Here is a 23876-nt window from a genome sequence, read left to right as displayed (position 1 = left end):
GCTTGCTAACATAGCTGTTAACGTCGCGACGACCCTATTGTTTTATAACGCTTTATCACTTTGATTTTATAACATCGTACTAGGAAATTTTATGCGTATTGATAACCGTGAGCTTAACCAACTTCGCTCAATCAGCTTTGAGCGCCATTATACGAAGCATGCTGAAGGTTCAGTATTGGTCAGCTTTGGCGATACCAAAGTACTATGTACCGCGAGCGTGGAGGCAGGCGTACCGCGCTGGCTCAAAGGTAAAGGCAAAGGCTGGGTTACTGCCGAGTACGGCATGCTACCGCGTGCGACCAATACTCGTAATCAGCGCGAAGCGGCTCGCGGCAAACAGTCAGGTCGCACGCAAGAAATCCAGCGTTTGATCGGTCGTAGCTTAAGAGCGATGATTGATTTGGGTAAACTTGGCGAAAATACCATCTATCTTGATTGTGATGTATTACAAGCGGATGGCGGCACGCGTACCGCCAGTGTGACGGGCGCGGCGATTGCCCTTATCGATGCATTAGAGAGCCTACAAAAAGCCAAAAAACTAAAAGCTGATCCGTTAATTGGTTTGGTCGCTGCGGTATCGGTTGGTATGAAAGATGGCGAAGCGTATTTGGACTTAAACTACGAAGAAGACGCCAGCTGTGATACCGATTTAAACGTGGTGATGACCCAAAAAGGTGAGTTTATCGAACTACAGGGTACGGCAGAAGAAAAACCTTTTACCCGCGCTCAAGCAGACGCTATGCTAATCCTTGCTGAAAAAGGCATCGCTGAGCTGATCGATATGCAAAAAACAGCATTGGGTTGGTAAGTTTCCAACCCATCCTTTATAACTGCTTATTTCAATTTTTAACTATCCACTGCTCTTAAACAGGTAATCATGCATGCTAAAGCTGACCGATGACGGCGCCAAAATCACCTTGCAAGGTCAGTCGCCCGCAGCTGATAACGGGCTATTCTGGTTCGGCTCTGCTTTACTGGTTGGGGCAGTGGCGGTCGCTTTGGCAATGAGCTTGCTACCTGAGCGCCTAGCAATTGGCGCTTTGGCATTATTGATTATTGGTAGTTTTATTTTTAATCGTCAGCGCCAGCAGCGTAAAAAAACCATGAGCGGCGTTATTAGTAGCGGCGTCTTGTGGGTGCGCGATGGCGAGTTGGTACATGACCATCAAGGTAAACGCGCGCATATCCATCTGAGCGCTGGCGACAAAATTACCTTAATTGGCGAGCAGCTACAAATTGTCGACTGTGATGACATACGTAAATATCTAATCAGTGGCTTTGATAATATCCAAGAAGCAACCGCTGCCAAAGCCATCCTACAAGGTCAGGCTTTGAGCAAACGCCATGCCAATATAAAAATGAGCGATGAGTAAATTATTGATTAGCTTTTATCCTTTGGTCTGTTTTTCTATAAATAGTCTACAATCTGATAATAGCTAATTATTCTTTCTGAATCTCCGTTCATATTTCTAAAGCCGATGTCTTTCTAAAAACCATATTTTCATAAAAACCAAGCCTCGTTTTACCACTTATCCTTAAAATTATACCTTTTATCGCTAACCTCAAAGCAATAGTACTTGCAGATTCCTGTACAAATGGTTTATAAGTAGGATTGAAAAATTTATCTTATTTACCGTTAATACGCTTATTGATGCCAGCTTATAAAGACCAAACTTTGTGAATGGTCAAAGCTCAAGCTAAGTCATCAATAATATGTCGCCAAGGAGTTGGTCATGTCGCGTTTGTCCTTTTGGTCAATCACAACGTCGAGCAGTGCATTATTATTTACCTTTGCTACAATTTTTCCGGTCAGCCAAGCAAATGCCGATAGCATGAGCGCCCTGATTGCACAAAAATCAGCTCAACCTAATTATAGCGCCCGATATACCCCAACGTACTCAGCGGTTCTTCCTGCCAAAATCACGACGCGATCTACCATTCAACGCGCTAGCAATGCTGCTAGCTATCGCGCAAATACGAGTAGCGCGCAACCAAGTTATTCTACTAATCGCGCGTCTAATAACAGCTACTCGAATAATTCGTATTCTAACCAAAATGCTTATATCGGTAACGCCCAAAGCAATTACCGCTATCCGGCAGTTCAACGCCAAGCGCCAACCGTTCTGCCGGCATTTCTATCGGGCAGTTATGACAATGTCGATAGCGAATATTTGCCGCTACTCAGTAATGCTGAAACCCAAAGTAGTCGGGCGGCGCGGGAAGTCATCAGCACCGCGCGCAAGATGGCGCTCAATGAGCGGACGATTATTAAAGGTGGCTGCTGGGATTATCTCAATGCGGTATTTAATCGAGCAGGGGTGAGCCGTAATACCATCCATAAAGGCACCTACGGACAAGGCCCTTATGCCAATAGCAGTGAGATTGAAGTCGGTGATTGGCTCTACTATATCAATCACGGCTACAATGGCGTCGAGCATAGCGGACTGTTTGTTGGCTGGGTCGATGAGCGTGCCAAGCAAGCATTGATACTTAGCTATGCTGGTGAAAACCGCCGTGAACCTGCGCGCTATCGTGTTTACGACTTAAGTAATGTCTATCAAATCATGCGGCCAAATGTTTAATAGCGTTAATTTGAGATAACAAGACTTAGAAAAAGCGTCCGTTACCTATTAAAGTAATAAACCGTCCAACATTTGGGGGTCAGTTCATAACGGACGCTTTTTTTTGAGTTTCAGACTCAAGATAAAAATACTTTTAAGGTAAGTCAGCTTTACTTTCCATTATTTTAAAAAGGTTTTACCACCACTAAAATGACAATGAAAATTAACGCAAATACGGGAATTTCATTAAACCAACGCCAAAATTTATGTGATTTATAATGCGGATTATCAATCAGCTTTTTGCGATAAAATCCGCAAGCGCCATGATAACCTGATAGCAGTACCACCAATAGTAGTTTTACGTGTAGCCAGCCCTGAGTCTTATACACATCCCAGCCCATTCCCAACATCCATAAACCAAACAACCAAGTGGCTATCATCGATGGCGTCATGATACCGCGATAGAGCTTGCGCTCCATAATGGCAAAGCGCTTGTGGCTGATGCTATCGTCGCTCATCGCATGATACACGAATAGGCGCGGCAGATAAAATATCGCCGCAAACCAGCACACCATAGAGATAATGTGAGCCGCTTTAATCCAATTAAAATAGTCTGCCATCACTTTCTCTCTTACGTTTTAATATTTTGTGCGCAATGTCGTGCGCAATTTCTTAATTAATAATGTCGGCAAGCTTAGCGCAGATGACGCGATAATGGTAGCGGCACGCATGGCATTTACTCTGCTAAGACAACTTGCGACTGATGACCGCTCATGGCATCCATGACAGGCACTTGCTTTAGCGCTCGTGGTGCGGCAAATTGCTTAGTCAAACCAAGCTCGCGCATCAGCCTATCGTCACCTGATTGGCTGGCATTGCCGGTGGTCAAAAGCTTATCACCATAAAAGAATGAATTTGCCCCTGCCATAAATGCCAGTGCTTGCTCAGCATCAGATAAACTTTCGCGTCCAGCAGATAAGCGTACATAGCTGGTTGGACAGCAAATACGCGTCACCGCAATCGTCCGTATCCATTCAAGGACAGATAGCTGACCTTCTGCTAAGACTTTATCACCGATGGGCGTCCCTTGAATAGGCACCAATAAATTGACTGGAATAGACTCGGGTGCTTTGGGCATTTTCAGCAGCTCATGAACCCAGTCGATGCGATCATCACGGCTTTCACCCATGCCGACGATATTGCCGCTACAAACATTGATACCTGAATTGCGTACATTCGCAATGGTATCTAAGCGCTCATCATAGCTGCGCGTACTGACCACTTGCTCGTAGTAACTTCTCGAGGTATCGAGATTATGATTGTAATAATCTAAACCTGCATCTGCCAACTGTGCCGCTTGGTCTGTATCTAGCATGCCAAGAGTCATACAGGTTTCAAGTCCCAATGCTTTGACTTCTTTGACCAGTTCGACCACATAAGGCATGTCTTTGGCACTTGGATGCTTCCATGCTGCACCCATACAAAAACGCGATGAGCCCGTGGCTTTGGCGCGTTTGGCAGCGGCAATGACTTTATCGACTTCGATACGTTTTTCCGCCTGTAGCTTAGTGGTATCGCGGTGGTGACCGGACTGCGAGCAGTAACCGCAATCTTCAGGGCAGTTACCGGTCTTGATAGACAGCAAAGTACTGATTTGTACTTCATTGGCGCTAAAGTGTTGGCGGTGTATGGTCTGTGCTTGCAGTAACAAATCCATCAACGGTAAGTCAAACAACTGAGCGATTTGTTCACGATTGTATTTTTTCTCGCGCTTTTTAGTCGCATCTGTCGCTAAGCTTGCTAAAAAATCATGGGACGCATTTTTATTATTAAGTATTGAATCAGTATTATTATGACTATGGTTATTGGCATTTGGTTCTGAGATATTAAGCAATCCTGCCATGAGATAAATCCTTTTATAACAGTATTTAAAGGTATTGGTTAAATTAATAGCGATTAGTTTAATTAAGAAGAATTGAGTAACCTTGGGTTTATGCCTTTGTTAAAGTTAAAACGATAAACTCTAGGCAATAAAAAAAGGTTGCCGTATAGTATACCGCAACCTTTTTAGAAAATCAGAATAGTGCTAAGTAGTGAAACGTATCTAGGTTATTTTTACACTAGACTGTTTTTACGCTAAATTGTCCTTACGCTAGATTATATGGACGTTAGCCAGCTACTATCTGCTTATTTTCACTTGTGACATTATTTATTCGATTGAGTTATTATTTACCCAATTTATGCTTAGCAACGCCGATCCAATGATTGGCAAACTGCTGCGCTTTATAGGCGTAAGGCTTGGCTTGTTGAATATAAGGTTTGTACTGTTCTGGCACCGCTGGCACGATATGTTTGGCAAGCTTATTGAACCACATCATTAGGCTATAGTCGCCCTCGATGCTCAAATTGCCTTCTTGCACGGCAGTCATAAAAGCAGGCAGGCTGCCTTTGGTCAATAGCTTAACGCCAGTCATCGAGTCTTTAAAATTAATCGTCAAATCAGCGTCTTTGGCATGACCGCTATGTTGACTAAATTGACCATTATCAAAGCTATAGTAACGCGCAATATCAGCGTCAGTGCTGGCAAGCTCGATAGTGACTTTGCGATCAGCAAACAGCGCTTTAACGTCTTCATCTTCGCTATCAGCGAGCATCGATAAACGATAACCAATCACCGCTAATAACACATCTAATGGGTCAGACTTAATATCTAATACAGGAACAGTAAACATAATCGAACTCCTAAACAACCTAAAGAATGAGAAATGAAACGCAAAATAATGCGTACTTTATAACAATTTTTATGACAAATATATAATTAGATTATAAACGATTGAACAGATAATAAGTTTCCATTCTTTAGGGTTTACGTAGAGTGCCTTAAGTATCTTGTAACATTCGATGACAGCCGTATGATAGGGACAAGCTTAGTAAATGACTGAATTAGTGAAAGCGCGGTTGATAGTCATCATCATAAACGGGCGTGTGTTCAATATAGCGGGCGGCTTGTAGCTCGCGCTGCTGATGTACAGTGCGGCTGACGTCTTCGTAACGCAAAGCTCTATAGAGTACCCAACCTATCAAAGGCAACCAGCTAATACCCATCGCGACCACATAATTGTGCCATTCTGATAGTACCGACCAATAACTTAATAAGCTATAAATGGCTTCAACCGCCAACCAATACGCCATGCCACCAAACAGATACCACAGTAACCAACGCTGCGCTGATAAAGCCAGCGCAAGCACCAAGCCCATTAGCAGTCCAGTACCCAATATGGCACCTGCGCCCCATGTCTCACTGGCAAAAGTAGAAAATATGGTTAATAACATTGTTCATCTCGCTCTTTATCAGGTGAATTCCAACAGGGTCATTATGGAAGTTTGCGAGCTAAAGCTAAAGAGGCTAGCGACGACTTTGCGACAACAGCTGACGTTTGATTTTTTTAAACAGTTTTAAGAAACTTACGCGCAAATATTACCGTCAATAGCAACAAAAAAGCGCCTTAATCGTAGGCGCTTTTTTGGACTTAATTTACTTTTAACGTAGATTTGGCTTTAAGGACGAACGCCGCGGCGCCCCCACCATGATAAGGCGGTGACCAAAACAGCGCCTAACAGCATTAAGCCCAAAGTCGTCAGCCAATGCGCGCCCGTAGGATATTGCCATGGCATGACGTTATTGATAGCAGCGCTATTTAATGTACCGAGCGCATCGGTTTTCCATGGCCAAACTTTCACCAGCGAGCCGGCGATAAAGCCTGTCAGCAAGGCAAGCGTTGCTTGATAGTAGCGTGATAGCAACCATTTGAGCATACGGGTAAACAGCAGTAAACCTGTTGCCATACCGGCAATGACGGTAAAAATAATACTAAAGTTTAGCGTATGCACCGCTTCGAGTACGGTGTCATAAGCGCCCATCAACAATAATATAAAGGAGCCTGAGATGCCGGGTAATATCATCGCACAAATGGCAATTGCACCTGCAAGAAACAAATAAGGCAAACTTGGCGCGGTGGTCAATAAGGGCAAGCTACTGATGACAACCGCGCTACCAGCCCCTAGCAAAAACAATACCACCCGTCCTATATTCCAGCGGGTAATCTCAGTCAATAAGATAAAGACTGTTGCCACCACCAAACCAAAAAAGAACGACCAAATCAGTAAAGGCTGATGGTCGAGTAAATGCTTAATAAATCCAGCTAACGTAGCAAAACTGGTGGCGATACCAAGTAGCAAGCACACCAAAAAAGTGGCATCGACTTGCTTCCATACGGCGACCAAGCCTTTAAGCCCGCCTTGTTGGCGAAAGATTTGCCAAAGATGAGGACCGACGCTACTCAAAGCATTAATCAAGCGCTCGTAAATCCCTGCAATTAGAGCAATCGTACCGCCAGAAACACCGGGTACAATGTCTGCTGCACCCATCGCAATGCCTTTGGCATAGACGCCAAATAGCTGCTTTGGACTGTCATTATAAATAGGGGTGCTTTCCTGAACTGAATATTCATTATCTAGAGGAGTGGAAGATGACGGCGCATCTGGCCGCGGTGATTGTGATGCCGTCATGGACAGTCCTTTTTTATTTAACAAGATGAAAGTAAGATGAATAGGGTAAAAGAGATGTAGATATAAAAAAGCTTCAACCATAAAAGCTAGGCTAAAGACAAATCCTTAACCTAGCTAATTTTTTAGAATGGTTAAGCGTTATTTAGTACGGGCAAAGGCTGGATAGCCAAGCGCATAAAGCACGCCTTCAAGCCCTGTAACATTGACCGCAGCGTCCGCACGCGCTTGAACGATGGGTTTGGCATTAAACGCCACGCCCAAATCCGCTAGCGCCATCATCGGTAAATCATTGGCACCATCGCCGACGCAAACCACTTGTGACATATCAATACCCAAGCGCTCGGCGGTATGTTCAGCAATCGCCGCTTTTTTGGCGCCATTAATAATCGGCAGTTGCACATGACCGGTCACTTCGCCATCTTCGATATCTAGCGCATTGGCGTGGACTTCATCGATACCCAATTGCTCAGCGATATAACGGGCAAAGTAGGTAAAGCCGCCTGAAACCAAGACGGTATGATAACCCAGAGCTTTAAGGGCGCTAATAGTGGTCAGCGCGCCTGTTGATAAGGTTAAACGGCTACAAATATCATCGAGCACATCGGTCGATATGCCTTTTAATAACGCCACGCGCTGTGCAAAGGATTCATCAAAATCCATCTCACCGCGCATCGCCGCTTCGGTAATGGCTGCAACTTGCTCGCCAATCCCTGCAGTTTTTGCCAGCTCAACGATGACTTCTTGTTCAATCAAGGTCGAATCCATATCAAAACAGGCCAGCTTATGGGTACGTAGCATATGACCGACCGACAAGATATGACAGTCGACCACATCTAAATGCTCGCTACCTATGGTAGTTTGCGAGTTTTTATAGTCTTCGGTTAACTCGTGGCGCAGACGGGTGGTCAATTGGTCATCGATAATGTGCGCCGCTGCTGTCTTTTTAGCAGGGTGCATGAGAGTATCGGTGACGGGTACTAGCAAATAGCGGAACACTTGCACATCAATAAACGAGCGCTTGGCAAATGGCTGCGTGGTATCTATATCAGCAATCTCAATATCGACAAAATTGGCGTCGGCGTCTTCTGCGACAGTGACCAAGTGCCAGTTTGGCTGTTCATCGACCCAAGACTGCACATATTGATGAATATCGAGCGAAGATACATGCGTCGGCAATACCACAATCAAGGCAAACACGGGCAAGGATTGTAGCGCATCAAAATCATGTAGATTTGTGCCTTCAGGCAATAATGAGGCTACAGAATCGACCGCTTGTTGCCAAGCTTTGCTGTCTTTTGGTAACGAGTAAGATGTATTTTTTTGCATCGCTCAATTGTCCCTTGTATGCTGATATAAGATTGGGAATAATAGCAGCTTTACTGGGCAGCGCCTATAGATGAGGTACAAAGTCTCACAGTCTGATAAAAACGCTTAGCATACCCAATTAACAGGCCTAAAAAGCGCCGCCGCATAGAAGAAAATTCTTACAATAAATTTATGCGATTCGCTAACGCCATAACCCTTACTATGATGATATAGTAGAGAAAATAAGCGCTCGATTTGTGGGTAAATGTATGAACCAAACATAATTGCACAACAAAACTGCTGTACGATGGCAAGGTCTTATCAATAGCATTGGTTTCAGTGTCATCTGTTTAGGTGCTATTTGTTTAAGTGCTATGCGTTTAAATACTGTAATACTATTGATTGATTGAGTGGCGGCGCTAGTAAATTAAGCAAAAAATAAATAGACAAATTAAGAGCGGCATACACTTCTAGAAAATGAGCCTTAGCCTCGTTTTTTTTACTTCCATTTATCCAAAAAAGTTTACCATATCATGACGTATTTAGCGCCGCGGCAAGGGTTGTTTGCCATTATTCTTCTGGTTAGTTTTTGTTTGCAGACCCTATTATTGGTCATCAGTACCGATCAGCAGCTGAGCAATAGCCGTGCCCAAAAGGGCGAGCAAATGGTCGCTCAGCTCATCGATGAAGCGCGCTTATCTTTAGAAAATAAAGACCGCGTCAGCCTTAGCGTCATAGCCAATCGTTATACCAGCGAGCAGGACGTCACGCGCATTTTGATTAAAGACAATAATGGTGATGTCTTGGTGCCAGTCGGTAATGCACCGATGCAGCAAGGCGATACCATTAGCCAAATCGCCACCAAAGGCGATGCAGTCATCGGTAGCGTGGCCTTGACCCTCAAAGACATTAGCAAGGGTGAGATTATCGCCATGCAGTGGCCGTTTGTGATTGGCTCGATGCTGCTGCATTTATTGCTATGGCTGATTTATGGTTATATTGCTCGCCCAACCAAAGAGCAAATCAATGCGCTAAGCCGCGATATTCAAGATTTACATCGCGAGCAGTACAGGCAGATCGATCAGCGCGAATTTGCGCGCGGTTATGAGCGCAACCTTGAGCGTGGCGATGAAAAAGAAGATGTGTCAGCAGAATCCGCTAGTGCCGCCAATGTCGCGGCTACCAGCCGCAATCCAAATGTTGATAAATCAGACCTACCGCGTAAGCTGGATATTCATAGTGCGGTCAATCAATACGTTAGAGGGCAGCAAGGTCAAAATCTTGAGCTTGATGCGACTCATGACACCACTGCACATGCTATGAGTAACGATGGCGCGGACAATCTACAAGACCAAGTGACTGCTGGCAATGCTAACAATCATGACAGCCATAAGCCTAATGGCTCTAATGGTATGGCTCGGCTGTCTGCCAACCGTCCATTTGATAGTGTCAGCGTCCAGATAGTCTTTCATGATGAGTTCAATATGCTCGAGCGCTTAGCGCCGTCGCAGCGCCTGCCTTATTTGGCATTATGTACGCAGTTATTAAATCAAGCGGTGACCGAATTACTCAAGCAGCCATTATTGCTTGGGGTGAGCGCGATTAATGAGCCACGCTTTGATGAAAGCGGCGCTTATGTGATGCTAAAGGCAGATAATAGTCATGCCAAAGTAGCATTAGCAGGGGTAATGCTCGCTAAGCTATATCTCATGCTGAATAAAATTATCCACGACAAGCATATCGAGCTATCTAGATTTGCCTTACCAGCGAAAGCGGGTGTCAGTGATAATGCGCAAGTTGAGGCGATGAGCCATTTATTAGAGAGCGTCGGTAAAAAAGAGCAGATGCTTATTTTGCTACCAAATGCGGGTATTAAACAAATCAATCATCATGTGCAGCTCCAAAGCGTCATGCGCCCAACGACCGTTTATGAGCGCGAATGTGCGATATTCGATGGCGGTAATGATGCCATGATTCAGCGGCTGGCTGATGTACGTAATGCGGTATTGATGATTGAAGAGACAGAAGAGCAGGGGTAAATTTGTCACTTTAGACGTCAGTGAATCTATACAATTGCCTGTAAGATAAATGCTTGTGCGCTTATTAGCTTTGAGCATAACGTTGTCATAGTGATAAAAAGGATTGACAACGCTTGGGAGAGACTTTATAAGGCATATATATATTTATGTATTTTTAATACCTTTGCCGAAAAACGATAGGAGTTTGTCATGAGTGACGCTGATATTGATGACGATTTTGATGACGATTTTGTCGATGATGACGACGCCAAGATGGTGGAAGAGGCCGAAACCAGTGTGCGTACGCGCTTAAGCAGCCTTGAGAAACGCCGTTTGATTGATAACCTACTAGAAGAAAAACGTCTAGAAAAAGAGCTCAAAGACGATCTTGATGACATCGATAATTTTGATGAAGATGGCGATGACTGGGACGATGACGATATTTAACCCGTTATTTCTGTTTTAAGTTTGCCGCTTGATAATCAGGAAAAGTAGAGATAATGGCTATGTGTTAGCCGAAAGTTGTTAACTGGTTACACAGATAAGCAATCATCATGTTAAGTATATTGTGCTAAGCTGATTGTCAGAGGTTTTTAATAATATTAAATTGTTAAAAATGATGCTGCAATCAGCTCTTTTTATGTTGCCATACTCATGTATGGCGTACGCCGTAATCTAGCCGCCAAGGACTCCCTGCTATGAATAACCCACTCAGTTTCGATGAATTATTAGACTATTTGGACAATGATGAGAGCCAGTTCGTGCTTGATAGTGTTGCCACCCATGGTTTTTTGACCGCGACAGTTATTGGTCGTCAGTTGCCAAATTGGCTAGATGCGCTATTTGAAGGTCACGTCAGTGACATTCCTGCAAATGTGATTGACGGTATTCAGCGCTGGCGCGACTCGATTATGGCTGAGCTAAAAAATGAGACGCCGATCGAGCTACCCTTTGGTGAAGATGCCGGTAATGAGGAAGTGGCGGTCGATTTTTCAGAAGAGTCTGATATTGTTGCTTGGTCGATTGGTTTTGTCGATGCGATGTATGGCGATGAAGCCAGCGATTGGTTTGAAGATGAAGAAACCGCAGAAGATGTGGCGGTCTTAACCTTACCGATGATTGTGCTAAGCGGTATTGATGATGAAGATCCTGAGCTTGCCGAAATGCGCGCTGATGAAGATAAAATGGCGCAAATGGCCAATAGCATCGAAGGCAATTTAACCGAGCTGTTTTTATTGTTTCATACCAATGACTAGCATGGTTTGTTTCAACAATATTGATTGTTTATTATTCATTGAAACCATCAATCTTCATTAAATTCATATAAGTCACTGATAAGGCTGTACCATGACTGTGCAACTTTCCAATCTTGAGCACTTACCCAACTATCAGATTACCGAGCGCTTAGGTGTCGTCTACGGCAGTACTGTGCGCTCAAAGCATGTGGGCAAAGACTTGTTTGCTGGGCTAAAAAATATCGTTGGTGGTGAGCTGACGGCCTACACCGAGCTGTTAGAAGAGTCACGCCAAGAAGCCATCGATCGTATGGTCATCAAAGCAGAAGCCTTAGGTGCCGATGCCGTGGTAGGTCTGCGGTTTTCGACTTCGAGCATTGCCCAAGGCGCTTCTGAGCTGTTTGTTTATGGCACAGCGGTTAAAGCCGTGCCCATGCCGCAGCAGTCCATCTCTTCGTCTTCATCTCATCAACCGCCAAGCAATCCTTCTGGTCCTACAGGTTTGCAAAATCATAACCAAGCGGTGCCGCAAAACCCAACCGCCGCTGCTGATGATTTGCCACGTTTCAATCCTTTTGGTTAATTAACCAGTAAAAAAAGCAGCAATGCTTTTTGACGCTCGAGACGGTCCATGAATAATTCTCTCACCCAAATGCTTATCAACTATGCGCCGCTTCTGGTACTGTTTGTGGTCGGCTGGTTTTTTGGCTCACGGCATGAGCGTCAGCATTTGGCACAATTAAAAATCGCTGAAAAAGAGCTTAGCCATATTGTCGTTTCGACCGAGCGCTTTTATGTATCTAAACTTGCAGCTCATACTGAGGGTGAGTTGGTACTTGGCAGTGTGGTGATTGCGCAAGATTATTTTAAAATGGTCATTGCTCGCGTTTTAAGTATCTTTGGTAAAAATCTTACCACTTATGAGACCTTACTTGATCGCGCGCGCCGTGAAGCCGCCGTACGTATGCGTAGCCAAGCGCAGGCGAAAGGCTATAATCATATTTATGGCCTGCGTTTTGAAGTCAGTAATGTCAATCAGTTGGGCAGTATGGTCGAAGCCATTGCCTATGGTACCGCCGTCCATAGTTGTGAGAATTCTGATAAAGCCTCAATCCTTTAAAGCCATTTAACCCTAACCATATTAAACCTTCTGGCAAATCCTCTTATTCAGAATAAAACCCTTTCTATTTCTACTCTATTCCCACATTTCACACTTGACTGATGAGTCGCTGAATAAAGCAAATATGTATGACATTTGCGCTATATACTCGCTATATGTTTTGCTGACTTTTATGCTATAAGCACTCTCATGAAAGCTATAGTGAGTGAAAAGTAATATCGATATATCAGCAATACCGTCTCGTTTTTAGGATATTTTGACTATATAACAGCAATTCAGCATAACAATGAGTGATGGTCGTTGATGTTAAGCGTCAGCCGCTATTAACCAGCCTTAGCAAGGAATGCTAAGCCGTTATCACTCAATCATTAGCAGTTGATCTAGGAATAGGTCACATTTACAGGGATGTCATTATGGAAAGTTTGGCGCTAGTCACTTTAGTAAACTCAGTTATTATTCCCATTTGCTTGTTTTTAATCATGATGGGCATGGGCTTGACCCTCGTCACCAATGATTTTAAACGGGTGCTAAAATATCCCAAGGCTGTCGGTATAGGCTTGACCAATCAGCTCATACTACTGCCAATCATCGGCTTTGCTTTAGCCAATATCATGCCATTACGCCCAGAGTATGCCGTTGGCGTTATGCTGCTTGTGCTGTGTCCGGGCGGCACTACCTCAAACTTATTTACTTATTTGGCCAAAGGTGATGTGGCGCTGTCGGTAACGATGACCGCGATCGCCAGCGTTATCACGGTATTTACCATTCCGATTGTACTGAGCTTTTCGTTGATTTATTTTATGGGCAGCGGTAGCGCGTTTGAATTGCCCGTATTAAAAACGGTGCTTACTTTGGTGCTGCTAACGATTGTGCCTATTAGTATCGGCATGCTGATTAAGCGTTACGCGCCAGCAGTCGCCGATCGCTCACAAGTCTATGTGTCGCGCTTTGGCGTGCTGTTTTTAACGTTTTTAGTGCTGTTTTTGGGCTATGTGCAACGCGATATCATCGTCGATGCCTTTATCGCTACCGGCCCTGTGTCGATAATATTGAACCTTTTAACCATGGCGCTTGGTTATTATAGTAGCAAATGGTTCGGTCTAAATTTGGCGCAAAGAACGTCAATCACGCTAGAAGTCGGGCTCCAAAACAGTACATTGTCGATATTTATGGCGTTGACGTTATTATCGAACTACGATATGTCGATGATGCCAGCCATCTATACCTTGGTAATGTTCTTGACGGCAGGGATTTTGGTACGCATATTTAGCGCACGGCACAATAAACTGAGAAAGTCTGAAATAGAAAGCAGTGTGTTAGCCGCGCGCATGCTTTAGCGCTAATGATTTAGACAGACGCTAAGCATCTATAGCCAATTCAATATAAAAGTGGTTCATTTAAAATAGCGCTCTGCTGGAATAAATCTTCCTTGCTTGCTGTGTGCTTCGCACGCCAAAGGCTTCGAAAAATTTATTCCAGCAGTCCTATGACATTTCTCAATGGAATTTACTATATATCACTCGTTCATAAAATCCCATAACAGGTTTAAAAGCTTAAAATCTGTTATGGAAAATTAGCTTGAGGATTTTACTGCTAATTATTGTTAATAAGGACGGCGGGTATTTATACGGCTGTTTATATTGTTGCCTTCGTTTGGTTTGTCTTTGGCAGTTTCTTCTTTGACTTTAGCAATATCAAATAAGAAGGTACGGTTTTTTAGGACCGCGACAAATACCACCCCGCCAACGGTATTGCCAACCAATATCACCGCCAAAAATAGCAAATAGCGCGCTAAGCTAACGGTATTGCCATAAAGCAAAGCAGAAAATATCTCGATATTACCGACGATACTATGATGCAAACCTAAAAAGCCAATACTGCCAGTAATCAAGGTCACCAAAACAATGCGACTAAGGGTGTCACGCGCTGATGTCACAAGCCAGGCGGTAACGCCCATCATCCAGCCTGCCAAGATGGCGCTACCAAATATCACCCACCATCTAAACCCTAAGATATGCTCGGCATAGGCAACGATGTCACTGACGCTAAATAACTGCATATTTAAACCTAGGCCTATCATCAAAGCGGCAAATAAACAGCCACCAACGACGTTACCGGCGATGACAATGCCCCAAAGGCGTAGCAACTTATGTAAGGGTTCGATTTTGTTGAGAACAGGCAGGCTCAGCAGTGAGGTTTGTTCGGTAAATAATAGTGACTGACCGATGACGACAATAATAAAGCCAATCGGATAAAATAGGGAAGCGAGGACGATCGCGTAATGACTGGGGAGCATGCCACTCAAAAGCGCAAAAGCAGATAAAATCATAAAGAAGCTGATACCAATCTCAAGCCCTGCGGTAAAAGCACTGGTAAATAACGAGCCAAGCGAGCGCTCAAAAGTTTCTCTGCCATCCATCACCTGCTCAACCAAGATACTGGCATAGCTTTTTGCTTGGCTGAAATTATCATCGTTGGCGACTTTTTTGATGGTCTCTTTGTCTTCTTCGCTAATATCCTCAGAGAAATCTTCGTCCTCTAAGTTTTCTGCGGTATCGGAGTCGCTCTGCTCCTCAGTATCGCCTTCTACTTTATCTTCAACGCTGTTTTCTTCAGCAGCTATAGAGCGTACATCCTCTTTTTTTCAGCTTTAAAGTGGCTGCTATTGCTACTATTATTGTTATCGTTGTGCTCGCCATCTTTAGACACGGTCGGCTCGCTGTTTATCTGATGATAATTTAGGTTTTTCTTTATTTTAGCGTATGCGCAGCGTTTATTGTGTTGAGTGTTCAGCCGATTACTGTTGTAAATTGGCCCCTGCCTCTATTGAAGACTGATAAATGTCCTTAGCATCTAACAAAATCTGCTTATCTGCGTTAAAATCACTCTATTAATTATTTTCCCTATTTTTCGATAACTTTGTTTGACCACCTTCATTTCTAATAAAAGACCATTCTATTATGAGTACTTCTAATACCCCTGATAATACCAAAACCAACCTGACCCAATCGATTCAGGCCGCCTTAAGCCAATTAGAGAACGCCTACAATCCAAGCGATGTCGAAGCAGGCATGTATCAAGGCTGGGAAGATAGCGGTTATTTTAAGCCAAGTTTTGATAAAGACGAGTCATTTTCTATCGCCTTGCCGCCACCAAACGTCACCGGTTCACTGCATATGGGTCATGGCTTTAACAATGCCATCATGGACGCACTAACCCGTTATCATCGCATGGATGGTGATAATACCCTTTGGCAACCGGGCACCGATCACGCCGGTATCGCCACCCAAATGGTCGTTGAGCGTCGTTTGGAGGCGCAAGGTTTGAAGCGCCGTGATATGACGCGCGAAGATTTCATCGATAAAGTGTGGGAGTGGAAAGAAGAGTCGGGCGGCAATATCACCACGCAGATTCGCCGCCTTGGTAGCTCGGTTGATTGGTCGCGAGAGCGCTTTACCATGGACGATGGTTTATCCAATGCGGTCAAAGAAGTGTTCGTTCGTCTATATGATGATGGGCTTATTTATCGTGGAAAGCGTTTGGTCAACTGGGATCCAAAATTTCAAACCGCGCTATCAGATTTAGAAGTTGAAAACGTCGATGAAAAGGGCAGCTTGTGGCATTTTCGCTATCACTTCACTGAGAAAGATATCACAACCCAAGATGGTAAGGACTATTTGGTTGTCGCTACCACGCGCCCTGAAACCTTGCTGGGCGATACCGCCGTTGCCGTCAATCCAAAGGACGAGCGTTACGCGCATTTGATTGGCAAAACCATTACCTTGCCGATTACTGGTCGCATTGTTCCTATCGTTGCCGATGATTATGTTGATATCGAATTTGGTACTGGCTGCGTAAAAATCACCCCAGCCCATGATTTTAATGACTATGAGCTTGGTCGTCGTCATAACTTGCCATTGATTAATATCCTTGATGAACGCGCCAATATCTTACCTGCGATGGAAGTTTATCCTGACCTACAAACACGTGAGCCGACATTAGAAACCACGCCAAGTGAATATGCAGGACTTGAGCGTTTTGCGGCGCGTAAATTCTTGGTTGAGCAAGCGGGCGAGCAAGGTTGGCTAGAGGATATCGAAGACTACGCACTCAAAGCCCCACGTGCTGAGCGTGGTGGTACGATCGTTGAGCCGTGGTTGACCGATCAATGGTACGTGGCCGTCAGTAAGCTTGCCAAACCTGCGATTGATGCCGTAGAAGATGGCCGAATTGAGTTCGTTCCTGCGCAATATAAAAATATGTATATGGCGTGGATGACGGACTTGCAGGACTGGTGTATCAGCCGTCAGCTATGGTGGGGACATCGTATCCCTGCGTGGTATGACGACGCGACTGGCGAGATTTATGTCGCCCGTGATGAAGCGGAAGTACGCACTAAGTACAATCTAAGCGACGACGTTAAATTGCGCCAAGACGATGATGTGCTTGATACCTGGTTTAGCTCGGGACTTTGGACCTTTAGTACGCTTGATTGGGCAGACCCTAACGCTGATCCGCGCGTACTAAAAACCTTTCACCCGACCAGCGTGTTGGTCACTGGCTTTGATATTATCTTCTTTTGGGTCGCACGCATGATCATGATGACTATGCACTTTGTCAAAAACGAAGATGGCACGCCGCAAGTACCGTTTAAAACCGTTTATGTTCATGGTCTGGTACGTGATGGCAATGGTCAGAAGATGTCAAAATCTAAAGGTAACGTCTTAGATCCGATTGATTTGATCGATGGTATCGATTTGGAAACGCTGGTTGAAAAACGCACCAGCAATATGATGAATCCAAAAGATGCGGCAAAGATTGAGAAGCAAACCCGAAAAGAGTTCCCAGAGGGCATTCCAGCTTACGGTACCGATGCGCTGCGCTTCACCTTTACCTCCCTTGCTAGTACCGGTCGCGATATCAACTTTGATCTAAAACGTGTTGAGGGCTATCGTAACTTCTGTAATAAAATTTGGAATGCTAGCCGCTTTGTACTGATGAATTGTATCGATAAAGAAGGCAACGCCCAAGCGATTGACCAAACGGCAAATCCTGAGGTGTGGGAATTACCAGAAAAATGGATCATGAGTCGTCTAAACTCGACGATTAGCAATATCCATCAACACTTTGCTCAGTATCGCCTTGATATGGTCAGCCATGATATCTATGAGTTTATTTGGAACGAGTACTGCGATTGGTACGTTGAGCTTGCCAAAGCCAGTCTCAATGATGACTCAGTGACAGACGAGCGTAAAGCGCAAATCCGCTACGTGTTGCTGCATGTGCTCGAGACGGCGCTGCGCTTTAGCCATCCGATCATGCCGTATCTGACCGAAGAGATTTGGCAGACTGTCGCGCCGCTGCTGAACCGTAAAGATACTGACAGCATTGTCGTCGCAGCCTATCCTCAAGCTGATAATGCACAGATCAGTGAGCAGGTGGAGGCGGACATGGCATGGCTACAAGAGCTGATCGCCAGTATCCGTAATATCCGCGGTGAGATGAAACTGGGTAACGCCGTACGCCTACCAGTATTGCTACAAAATATCTCAGATGAGGAAGAAGCGCGTCTATCACGTATCAAAAACCAGTTTAAGGCACTGGCCAAAGTCGAGAGCTTAGAGATCGTCAAAGAAGGTGATGAGGTGCCACTATCGTCATCGAGCATGGTCGGCCAGCTACGTGTACTGGTACCGATGAAAGGGCTAATCGATCCAACGGCTGAGCTGGCACGTCTGGACAAAGCGCATGAAAAGCTACAAAAGCAGGCCGACGGCATCGCGCGTAAGCTCTCTAACGAAGGCTTTGTCAGTAAAGCGCCAGCCGAAGTAGTCGATGCTGAAAAGGCGAAACTGGCTGAGTTAGAAGGGCAGTTGACTGCAATGACGGCGCAGATGGAGCAGTTAAAGGCGTTGTAAAAAAAGCAGAAAACTAAAAAGACTAGCCTCAGCATCGGAGTTCTTTACACCATAGAAATATGCGATGCATGGGGCAGTGTTCTTTAACGACTTAGCTCGGCGCTCGTCCCTCGCGCAAAAATAATTATAGAGCGAAGTGATAGCTAGCTTCCAAATTAAAAGTTAAGGAAGTTTAAAATAATTCTAAGACTTTTTCGATTTACCATAATTTCTCTTGGCTGAGCCTTTAACTTTAGAGAAAGTATTTTCTAAAGTGCCTGTATTATCTCCAAATAAGTCATTACACCATTCTGAAGGCAAGGTTCTTTTTAGTGATTCATTAAGCAATGGGCTATATGATTTAGTTAAATAGTTCCAAAAAAATTGAATCCGTTTAACTCTAATTTCTATTTTGCTTATGATGTTTTTTTCACTCTCAATCTCATGACTAATTTCTTTTAAATTCTGCCAAGTTTCGTCATCTGATATGTAAGTGTCAAACATAAGGTTTTCTAAAAATGTGAAGTCCACAAGTAATTCTCGAACAACGTACCCTCCTAGTCTTGAAGGAGCATACATGGCGATATCTTCAGATACAGTATGACTAGGTGTAAAAAGGTAACGTTGTTCACATAAGACCTTTAATACCTGCTTAGTATATTTTTTCGCTACACCTATATTCTTAAGGTGTTCAATTATTTCGTCTCCGTCTATGCCTTCAAAACTAGAAAGGGTAGCCCTATTCACGCATGCATTAAGAATAAAAAGCTTTAACAGCTGTAAATTATGTATTGAGAGCTTAGAGTCAAAAATGTTTCCAACAGCAGAATAACTTTCATCGTAAACAGTATGATTACCAACTATGATGGCTCTAAGAGCTTCATGTTTTGGAAGGATATATTTGTTACCTTTAGCATAACTCTGTATGCCTTGAGATGTATTAGAATAGCCTTTTTCAAGAAAATCCCTAGTCATTCTCAATGCTAGTCTTAAATCTTCTGATGCTAATACTTCGATTTGTCCTCCAACTTCATTACCTAGAACAGATTCTTTTAACTGTCCTATTACTTCGGATGCATCATCAACAATAAACCTAGCACCATTTTCAGCTGTAAAATTAAAGCTCATACCTTGTACAATTGAACTTAATAGATCAAATCTCTTAGATAAGACTGCGAGTACAGAAGGTGGATCTATTTGTCCGTATTCATAATCATACGCATTAATTAATGGAGAGTTTCTGTTACGTATATAAGTAGACTGGCGCAAGCAAATTATTAAATTTAGGTTAAGCTTTCTAGCAATTGACAGTGTTGCGGAGAAAAGTTCGCTTTGTTTTATATCACTTTCTATTTGGTCTATATTATCTACTATTATATAAATATTTGATTTATCAGAGTGATATCTGAAAATTTTCTCTATGTAAGGTGATTTTTCATTATAATCTTTTAGAATTAAATTTGATATTTCACGATTTTTTTCTTTTTCATCTGAAAGAAATGCGAGAGGTCCCCTTAGTAGAGATTCAATTTCAGAAGCATAGGCTGGAGAGATGGATTTTTCTTTATCACCTAGATTTGAATCCTGAATATAACGAAAAAGATGTTCGTATATAAATGATGTATAAGAAAGGTCCTGAGTGCTTTCTAAAAAATCAATTCTAATCCAGTGAAAATTATTATCTGGACTGTTTAACAAGTCTTGAAGTTTTATTTTCTCAAGATAATGTAGAAAAGTAGTCTTTCCAGAACCGACTGTACCTACAATGATAAATGCAAGTTTAGAGAAATTCTTATTATCTGAAACTTTCTCAATAAATCTATCTCTATCAGTATCTCTCATTAATCTATTAGTTTTCTTCGCCACTACTGTGTCTCGCTTTGACACAGTCATTCTTATCTTACTATCAAACTTTATATTTTGCGCATTAGGTACATATAGTCTACTAAATTCGGCAGAGTCCAATGAAAGTACTTTTTCGGAGAAGGCAGTTGCTATCTGACTAGATAAGTTCTCATAGATAGGGTTATCTTTTGAAATATTAGAATAAGGACTAAAAAAGTTTTTCAGGTGTCGCTGATCTATTTGGTTCTCAGCACGTCCATATAGATGAAGCTCTAAACTTCCTGCCAAGACTGATGCTCTATTTATAAGAGCGGTAAATTCAGAATAATAAGTGCTAAAAATCTCTTCAAGAGACGAGAAGAGTATGCCTGAAGATTCATTGAATGATACTTGATCGTGACGTTGTGCAGGAAATACGAACCACAATAATCCATTCGTAACACAAGCAAAATCTATTCCCAAACCTCTAGCATAATCTCGTGCTTGTACTACAGCCTTTCCAAGCTCTGTTTCAAGAAAGCTTTTACCAAGTAATATTTTCCGTTGATTATAATCACCTAGATTAAAATTGCTAATTCTTTTGGCTTCGACAACTATAGCTGTATTTGCTGTTTTCAAAACATAATCGGCGAAAGTGGAGTTGTTATCTTCTCTTAGATGCTTTTCTACTTCAATATCTTCTGTTTTCCAATCTAATACTTCTTTGAGAATTATATCTATAAGTTTGAATCTAGTTTCTGCTTCATTGGAGTTGTTCTCCTTCAAAAGTTTAGCAGTACTAAAAATATTTCTTTTTGTAGTATCTAGATCGTCCATAATTGCTATTCCAGTTTTAATTATCTATTTATAATGAAGAAGTCGAGTGAGATGCTTTTATTGAAAATTCTAACAGATATATTGGTAAGTACATATTAATTGAAAATAGTTTAAAGCTAATTGGTATATCAAGTGTCAAAGTACTTTACCATTGAATGATGAAACTGTTAATCTTTATTAAATACTAAACTTATGAAACTAATCAATAAGTTTAGTATAAATTCACAACTTTCTCCTAATATCTAAGATTAATTTTTTGATTTGTCTAGGATAAAAAATATCTTAACTTATAAAATCTCTACAGCGCCCACAGCGATTGATACTGCTCATCACTCAACGTCACGATATTGATCTCTGCCAGCATCTCGCGTAGCTCTTGCCATTTATTGGCATCAGGCGTGATTGGGGTGATCAATCTATCCAATGTATTATCAATAATGGCATCCATCAGTGTATCGGCTTCGGTCTTACTGTAGTTGTAATACATATGGTGAGCAGTCTCTGGATCATTTTTACACAGCTCTGTCATCTGGTTGGTCACTTGGATAAAGGTATCTATCGCGTCCTTTTTTGCGCTATAGATCTCATCCGTTGTGAGAATCTCTAACGCTGAAAAGTTCGGATAAGGTGACAGATGCTGATCGATAAATGTAAAGTTTAACCCTTCATGTGTCGCCTCAACGCCTTCAAAGTTATAAAAGCATAGCCATGCACCATCGAGGCTTGGGTCTTCTTGCAGGTTTTTTATATGATAAAAGTCTTTTTGTACAAAGCTCACATTATCACGGCTGATACTAAAGCCATTTTTCTTGGCATAGCGAGCTAATATCTCAAAGCCAATACGATTGGTTTTTTCTTCAGCAGCAGGGGTGCAGATGCGGATAGGCTGATTGTTTTTTAGCTTATCCATGCTAGCGCGTTGCATCAATATGCCACCATCGGTCTCAAAAAAACAGCCAAGCGCACGCAGATTAGGCGCATAATGCTCAAACAGATGAATCGGCTCATTCACATGCAGATCGATACTTTGATTTTGCAATTCAGCAAAGCCATCATAATGGTCATCAGGCTCAATGATAGTGATATCTAGCCCTGCCTGCTCATATGCGCCTGTGGTCACACCCGCGATAAAGGGCAGGTGATCAGGGTTTAAAAACCATTCGAGGGTCAGAGTAAGTTTGGTGGTTGACTGCATGGTTGTTTCCTTCTTAATGATAGAAAACAATCAGACTGATGCTGTTTAAATAAAACAAAAAAGGCAAAACAAGAAAGGAAAAATCTCAAAGTCAGATACGCCATCAGATCAGCGAATCAGATAGAGATTTCTCTTATTTATAGACTGCTTAGGGTCTGTCATGCTTGTTTCCTACGTCAGTGCTAACTGCTTCAGGTTCACGGGTGTGTCTCAGCGATGGTTTTAACAATCGTTACAAGGTTAAAAGCAAAGCACCCCGACAAGATTGAGTGGTGCTGCATTATTTTTGATCAGTATTGCTCATGAATCCGTACTGCTAATGACTATTATCGATAGCTACTGCATCATCATAGACGACTTGTAAGCGGTGATGCAAGCGTATCAGGAATGACAATGAAAGGTGATGACTGACGCTCGTTAACCGTCCTTTATAACAGTTCTCATTTGTGACGGCTTTTTATAAGCGCTTTCAATCTTATAGGCGCTTTCAATCGACGTGTTAATAGAAGAGCGCACTATCTGTAATTGGTACTTACCCAATCACTAACCAAACATACCGATTGATAGCAAAACCCTCATAAAAATAGTCTTGTAGCATATCTCCTCATACGGCATCCTTAGTGAGTTCTATAAGCCGCCGTCTTTGTCATAAATTTGCCGGCCAAAACCTGATTATCTGACACTATCCAACGATATCCACTATCCAACGACATCCTTTATGAGCCAAAAAAAGCACTTCTACTACCGCCCAAAGACCAATCAACACAATAGCCCAGCGGTGCGTTGGGCATTTTTGATATTTGGTTGGATATTTTTTGTCTTGGGGATTGTTGGCGCATTATTACCCGTGATGCCGACCGCGCCTTTTATTTTGCTAGCAGCAGGTTGCTGGGCACGTAGCTCACGACGTTTTCATTTTTGGCTGATTAATCATAAGTATTTTGGTAAGTTTGTTCGTGATTGGGAAGAGCGTCGCGCTGTTCCGCTATATGCCAAGTGGTTAGCAACGATTATGATGACACTATCGATATCGATGTTATTTTATCGTCTGCCAGCGGATATGATGTGGATGGCGTGGCTAGTAGCAGCGATTTGCACTGGCGTCGCCATATATTTATTCCGTTTGCCAAATGCCTAAATATATAGAGTAAATACTTAAAGTCTTTGCTAAATACCTAAAAATAAAGCAAATAAGGTCAAAAAATAGCCAATAATTGCGCTTTGTTACACTAAAGATAAGATAAGGCTTGCGATACTGCGCTAGGCCACCTATAATACCTCCAAGCTTAAGAGCAGTTCTGCACCAAATCATTAC

20 protein-coding genes are annotated in these 23876 nt (G+C 42.9%); 11 read left to right on the top strand and 9 right to left on the bottom strand.

The window, feature by feature from the left end; translation table 11 throughout:
- The first annotated feature begins 91 nt into the window (after positions 1-91).
- From rph to B3R91_RS05920, 3 genes are all read left to right on the top strand, one after another.
- A complete protein-coding gene (gene rph / locus B3R91_RS05930; protein ID WP_068403634.1) occupies positions 92-808 on the top strand; it encodes a ribonuclease PH in 717 nt (238 codons plus the stop codon).
- A 73-nt stretch (positions 809-881) separates the two neighbouring features.
- Positions 882-1373 (top strand): hypothetical protein, encoded by a 492-nt coding sequence (locus tag B3R91_RS05925; RefSeq protein WP_286796835.1) that lies wholly within the window; start codon positions 882-884, stop codon positions 1371-1373.
- A gap of 360 nt (positions 1374-1733) precedes the next feature.
- Positions 1734-2582, top strand: a complete 849-nt coding sequence (locus B3R91_RS05920) for a hypothetical protein (RefSeq protein ID WP_286796834.1) — start codon at positions 1734-1736, stop codon at positions 2580-2582.
- A gap of 164 nt (positions 2583-2746) precedes the next feature.
- On the opposite strand, the gene hemJ is transcribed toward B3R91_RS05920, so the two are convergent.
- The 6 genes from hemJ to serB form a co-directional block, all read right to left on the bottom strand.
- Positions 2747-3181, bottom strand: a complete 435-nt coding sequence (hemJ, locus tag B3R91_RS05915) for a protoporphyrinogen oxidase HemJ (protein WP_068403628.1) — start codon at positions 3179-3181, stop codon at positions 2747-2749.
- Between the two features lie 116 nt (positions 3182-3297).
- Positions 3298-4464, bottom strand: coding sequence for a biotin synthase BioB (gene bioB / locus B3R91_RS05910; protein ID WP_286796833.1), 1167 nt, complete (start codon positions 4462-4464; stop codon positions 3298-3300).
- Between the two features lie 322 nt (positions 4465-4786).
- Positions 4787-5293 carry an SCP2 sterol-binding domain-containing protein gene (locus B3R91_RS05905; protein WP_068403625.1) on the bottom strand — a complete coding sequence of 169 codons (507 nt, stop codon included), beginning with the start codon at positions 5291-5293 and terminating at the stop codon, positions 4787-4789.
- Between the two features lie 211 nt (positions 5294-5504).
- Positions 5505-5894, bottom strand: coding sequence for an AciT family ciprofloxacin tolerance protein (aciT, locus tag B3R91_RS05900; protein ID WP_068403623.1), 390 nt, complete (start codon positions 5892-5894; stop codon positions 5505-5507).
- A 225-nt stretch (positions 5895-6119) separates the two neighbouring features.
- Positions 6120-7130, bottom strand: coding sequence for a DUF368 domain-containing protein (locus B3R91_RS05895; protein ID WP_286796832.1), 1011 nt, complete (start codon positions 7128-7130; stop codon positions 6120-6122).
- A gap of 138 nt (positions 7131-7268) precedes the next feature.
- Positions 7269-8456, bottom strand: coding sequence for a phosphoserine phosphatase SerB (gene serB / locus B3R91_RS05890; protein WP_201589547.1), 1188 nt, complete (start codon positions 8454-8456; stop codon positions 7269-7271).
- Positions 8457-8968: 512 nt separating this feature from the next.
- Here serB and B3R91_RS05885 point away from each other — a divergent pair.
- From B3R91_RS05885 to B3R91_RS05860, 6 genes are all read left to right on the top strand, one after another.
- Positions 8969-10474, top strand: coding sequence for a hypothetical protein (locus B3R91_RS05885; RefSeq protein ID WP_286796831.1), 1506 nt, complete (start codon positions 8969-8971; stop codon positions 10472-10474).
- Positions 10475-10663: 189 nt separating this feature from the next.
- Positions 10664-10900, top strand: coding sequence for a PA3496 family putative envelope integrity protein (locus B3R91_RS05880; RefSeq protein ID WP_068403618.1), 237 nt, complete (start codon positions 10664-10666; stop codon positions 10898-10900).
- A gap of 251 nt (positions 10901-11151) precedes the next feature.
- The gene (locus B3R91_RS05875) at positions 11152-11709 is read left to right on the top strand and encodes a UPF0149 family protein (RefSeq protein WP_286796830.1); all 558 of its coding nucleotides are present in this window, start codon (positions 11152-11154) and stop codon (positions 11707-11709) included.
- Between the two features lie 91 nt (positions 11710-11800).
- Positions 11801-12271, top strand: a complete 471-nt coding sequence (locus B3R91_RS05870) for a YbjQ family protein (RefSeq protein ID WP_286796829.1) — start codon at positions 11801-11803, stop codon at positions 12269-12271.
- 48 nt (positions 12272-12319) lie between these two features.
- Positions 12320-12808, top strand: a complete 489-nt coding sequence (locus B3R91_RS05865) for a YbjQ family protein (protein ID WP_286796828.1) — start codon at positions 12320-12322, stop codon at positions 12806-12808.
- Positions 12809-13221: 413 nt separating this feature from the next.
- On the top strand, positions 13222-14145 hold the full coding sequence (locus B3R91_RS05860) for a bile acid:sodium symporter family protein (protein ID WP_201589543.1): 924 nt from the start codon (positions 13222-13224) through the stop codon (positions 14143-14145).
- Positions 14146-14411: 266 nt separating this feature from the next.
- On the opposite strand, the gene B3R91_RS05855 is transcribed toward B3R91_RS05860, so the two are convergent.
- Entirely contained in the window at positions 14412-15227 is an 816-nt protein-coding gene (locus B3R91_RS05855) for a formate/nitrite transporter family protein (protein WP_286796827.1), read from the bottom strand.
- A 541-nt stretch (positions 15228-15768) separates the two neighbouring features.
- On the opposite strand from B3R91_RS05855, the gene B3R91_RS05850 reads away from it, so the two are divergent.
- Positions 15769-18726: a valine--tRNA ligase gene (locus B3R91_RS05850; protein WP_286796826.1), complete on the top strand. Its 2958-nt coding sequence runs from the start codon at positions 15769-15771 to the stop codon at positions 18724-18726.
- Positions 18727-18909: 183 nt separating this feature from the next.
- Here the strand turns inward: B3R91_RS05850 and B3R91_RS05845 are convergent, their stop codons facing one another.
- Both B3R91_RS05845 and B3R91_RS05840 read right to left on the bottom strand, forming a co-directional pair.
- Entirely contained in the window at positions 18910-21366 is a 2457-nt protein-coding gene (locus tag B3R91_RS05845) for a hypothetical protein (RefSeq protein ID WP_286796825.1), read from the bottom strand.
- Between the two features lie 298 nt (positions 21367-21664).
- On the bottom strand, positions 21665-22561 hold the full coding sequence (locus B3R91_RS05840; protein WP_286796824.1) for an ABC transporter substrate-binding protein: 897 nt from the start codon (positions 22559-22561) through the stop codon (positions 21665-21667).
- Between the two features lie 718 nt (positions 22562-23279).
- Between B3R91_RS05840 and B3R91_RS05835 the strand changes: the two genes are divergently transcribed.
- Entirely contained in the window at positions 23280-23699 is a 420-nt protein-coding gene (locus B3R91_RS05835; RefSeq protein WP_286796823.1) for a YbaN family protein, read from the top strand.
- Positions 23700-23876: the final 177 nt, after the last annotated feature.

Origin of the sequence: Psychrobacter sp. UBA6291 (assembly GCF_002439405.1) — a bacterium.
In the GTDB taxonomy this organism is placed as follows: domain Bacteria; phylum Pseudomonadota; class Gammaproteobacteria; order Pseudomonadales; family Moraxellaceae; genus Psychrobacter; species Psychrobacter faecalis.
The sequence above is the reverse complement of the archived record's forward strand: the minus strand, read 5'-3'. Positions and strand labels throughout refer to the sequence as shown.

Excerpts from the sequence above, each read along its gene's own strand:
- B3R91_RS05865 (WP_286796828.1), top strand. The coding sequence starts at position 12,320 with ATGAATAATTCTCTCACCCAAATGCTTATCAACTATGCGCCGCTTCTG.
- B3R91_RS05870 (WP_286796829.1), top strand. The coding sequence starts at position 11,801 with ATGACTGTGCAACTTTCCAATCTTGAGCACTTACCCAACTATCAGATT.
- B3R91_RS05855 (WP_286796827.1), bottom strand. The coding sequence starts at position 15,227 with ATGGATGGCAGAGAAACTTTTGAGCGCTCGCTTGGCTCGTTATTTACC.
- serB (WP_201589547.1), bottom strand. The coding sequence starts at position 8,456 with ATGCAAAAAAATACATCTTACTCGTTACCAAAAGACAGCAAAGCTTGG.
- B3R91_RS05905 (WP_068403625.1), bottom strand. The coding sequence starts at position 5,293 with ATGTTTACTGTTCCTGTATTAGATATTAAGTCTGACCCATTAGATGTG.
- B3R91_RS05850 (WP_286796826.1), top strand. The coding sequence starts at position 15,769 with ATGAGTACTTCTAATACCCCTGATAATACCAAAACCAACCTGACCCAA.
- B3R91_RS05925 (WP_286796835.1), top strand. The coding sequence starts at position 882 with ATGCTAAAGCTGACCGATGACGGCGCCAAAATCACCTTGCAAGGTCAG.
- B3R91_RS05840 (WP_286796824.1), bottom strand. The coding sequence starts at position 22,561 with ATGCAGTCAACCACCAAACTTACTCTGACCCTCGAATGGTTTTTAAAC.
- B3R91_RS05860 (WP_201589543.1), top strand. The coding sequence starts at position 13,222 with ATGGAAAGTTTGGCGCTAGTCACTTTAGTAAACTCAGTTATTATTCCC.
- B3R91_RS05880 (WP_068403618.1), top strand. The coding sequence starts at position 10,664 with ATGAGTGACGCTGATATTGATGACGATTTTGATGACGATTTTGTCGAT.
- B3R91_RS05920 (WP_286796834.1), top strand. The coding sequence starts at position 1,734 with ATGTCGCGTTTGTCCTTTTGGTCAATCACAACGTCGAGCAGTGCATTA.
- aciT (WP_068403623.1), bottom strand. The coding sequence starts at position 5,894 with ATGTTATTAACCATATTTTCTACTTTTGCCAGTGAGACATGGGGCGCA.
- bioB (WP_286796833.1), bottom strand. The coding sequence starts at position 4,464 with ATGGCAGGATTGCTTAATATCTCAGAACCAAATGCCAATAACCATAGT.
- B3R91_RS05835 (WP_286796823.1), top strand. The coding sequence starts at position 23,280 with ATGAGCCAAAAAAAGCACTTCTACTACCGCCCAAAGACCAATCAACAC.
- rph (WP_068403634.1), top strand. The coding sequence starts at position 92 with ATGCGTATTGATAACCGTGAGCTTAACCAACTTCGCTCAATCAGCTTT.
- B3R91_RS05875 (WP_286796830.1), top strand. The coding sequence starts at position 11,152 with ATGAATAACCCACTCAGTTTCGATGAATTATTAGACTATTTGGACAAT.
- B3R91_RS05895 (WP_286796832.1), bottom strand. The coding sequence starts at position 7,130 with ATGACGGCATCACAATCACCGCGGCCAGATGCGCCGTCATCTTCCACT.
- B3R91_RS05845 (WP_286796825.1), bottom strand. The coding sequence starts at position 21,366 with ATGGACGATCTAGATACTACAAAAAGAAATATTTTTAGTACTGCTAAA.
- B3R91_RS05885 (WP_286796831.1), top strand. The coding sequence starts at position 8,969 with ATGACGTATTTAGCGCCGCGGCAAGGGTTGTTTGCCATTATTCTTCTG.
- hemJ (WP_068403628.1), bottom strand. The coding sequence starts at position 3,181 with ATGGCAGACTATTTTAATTGGATTAAAGCGGCTCACATTATCTCTATG.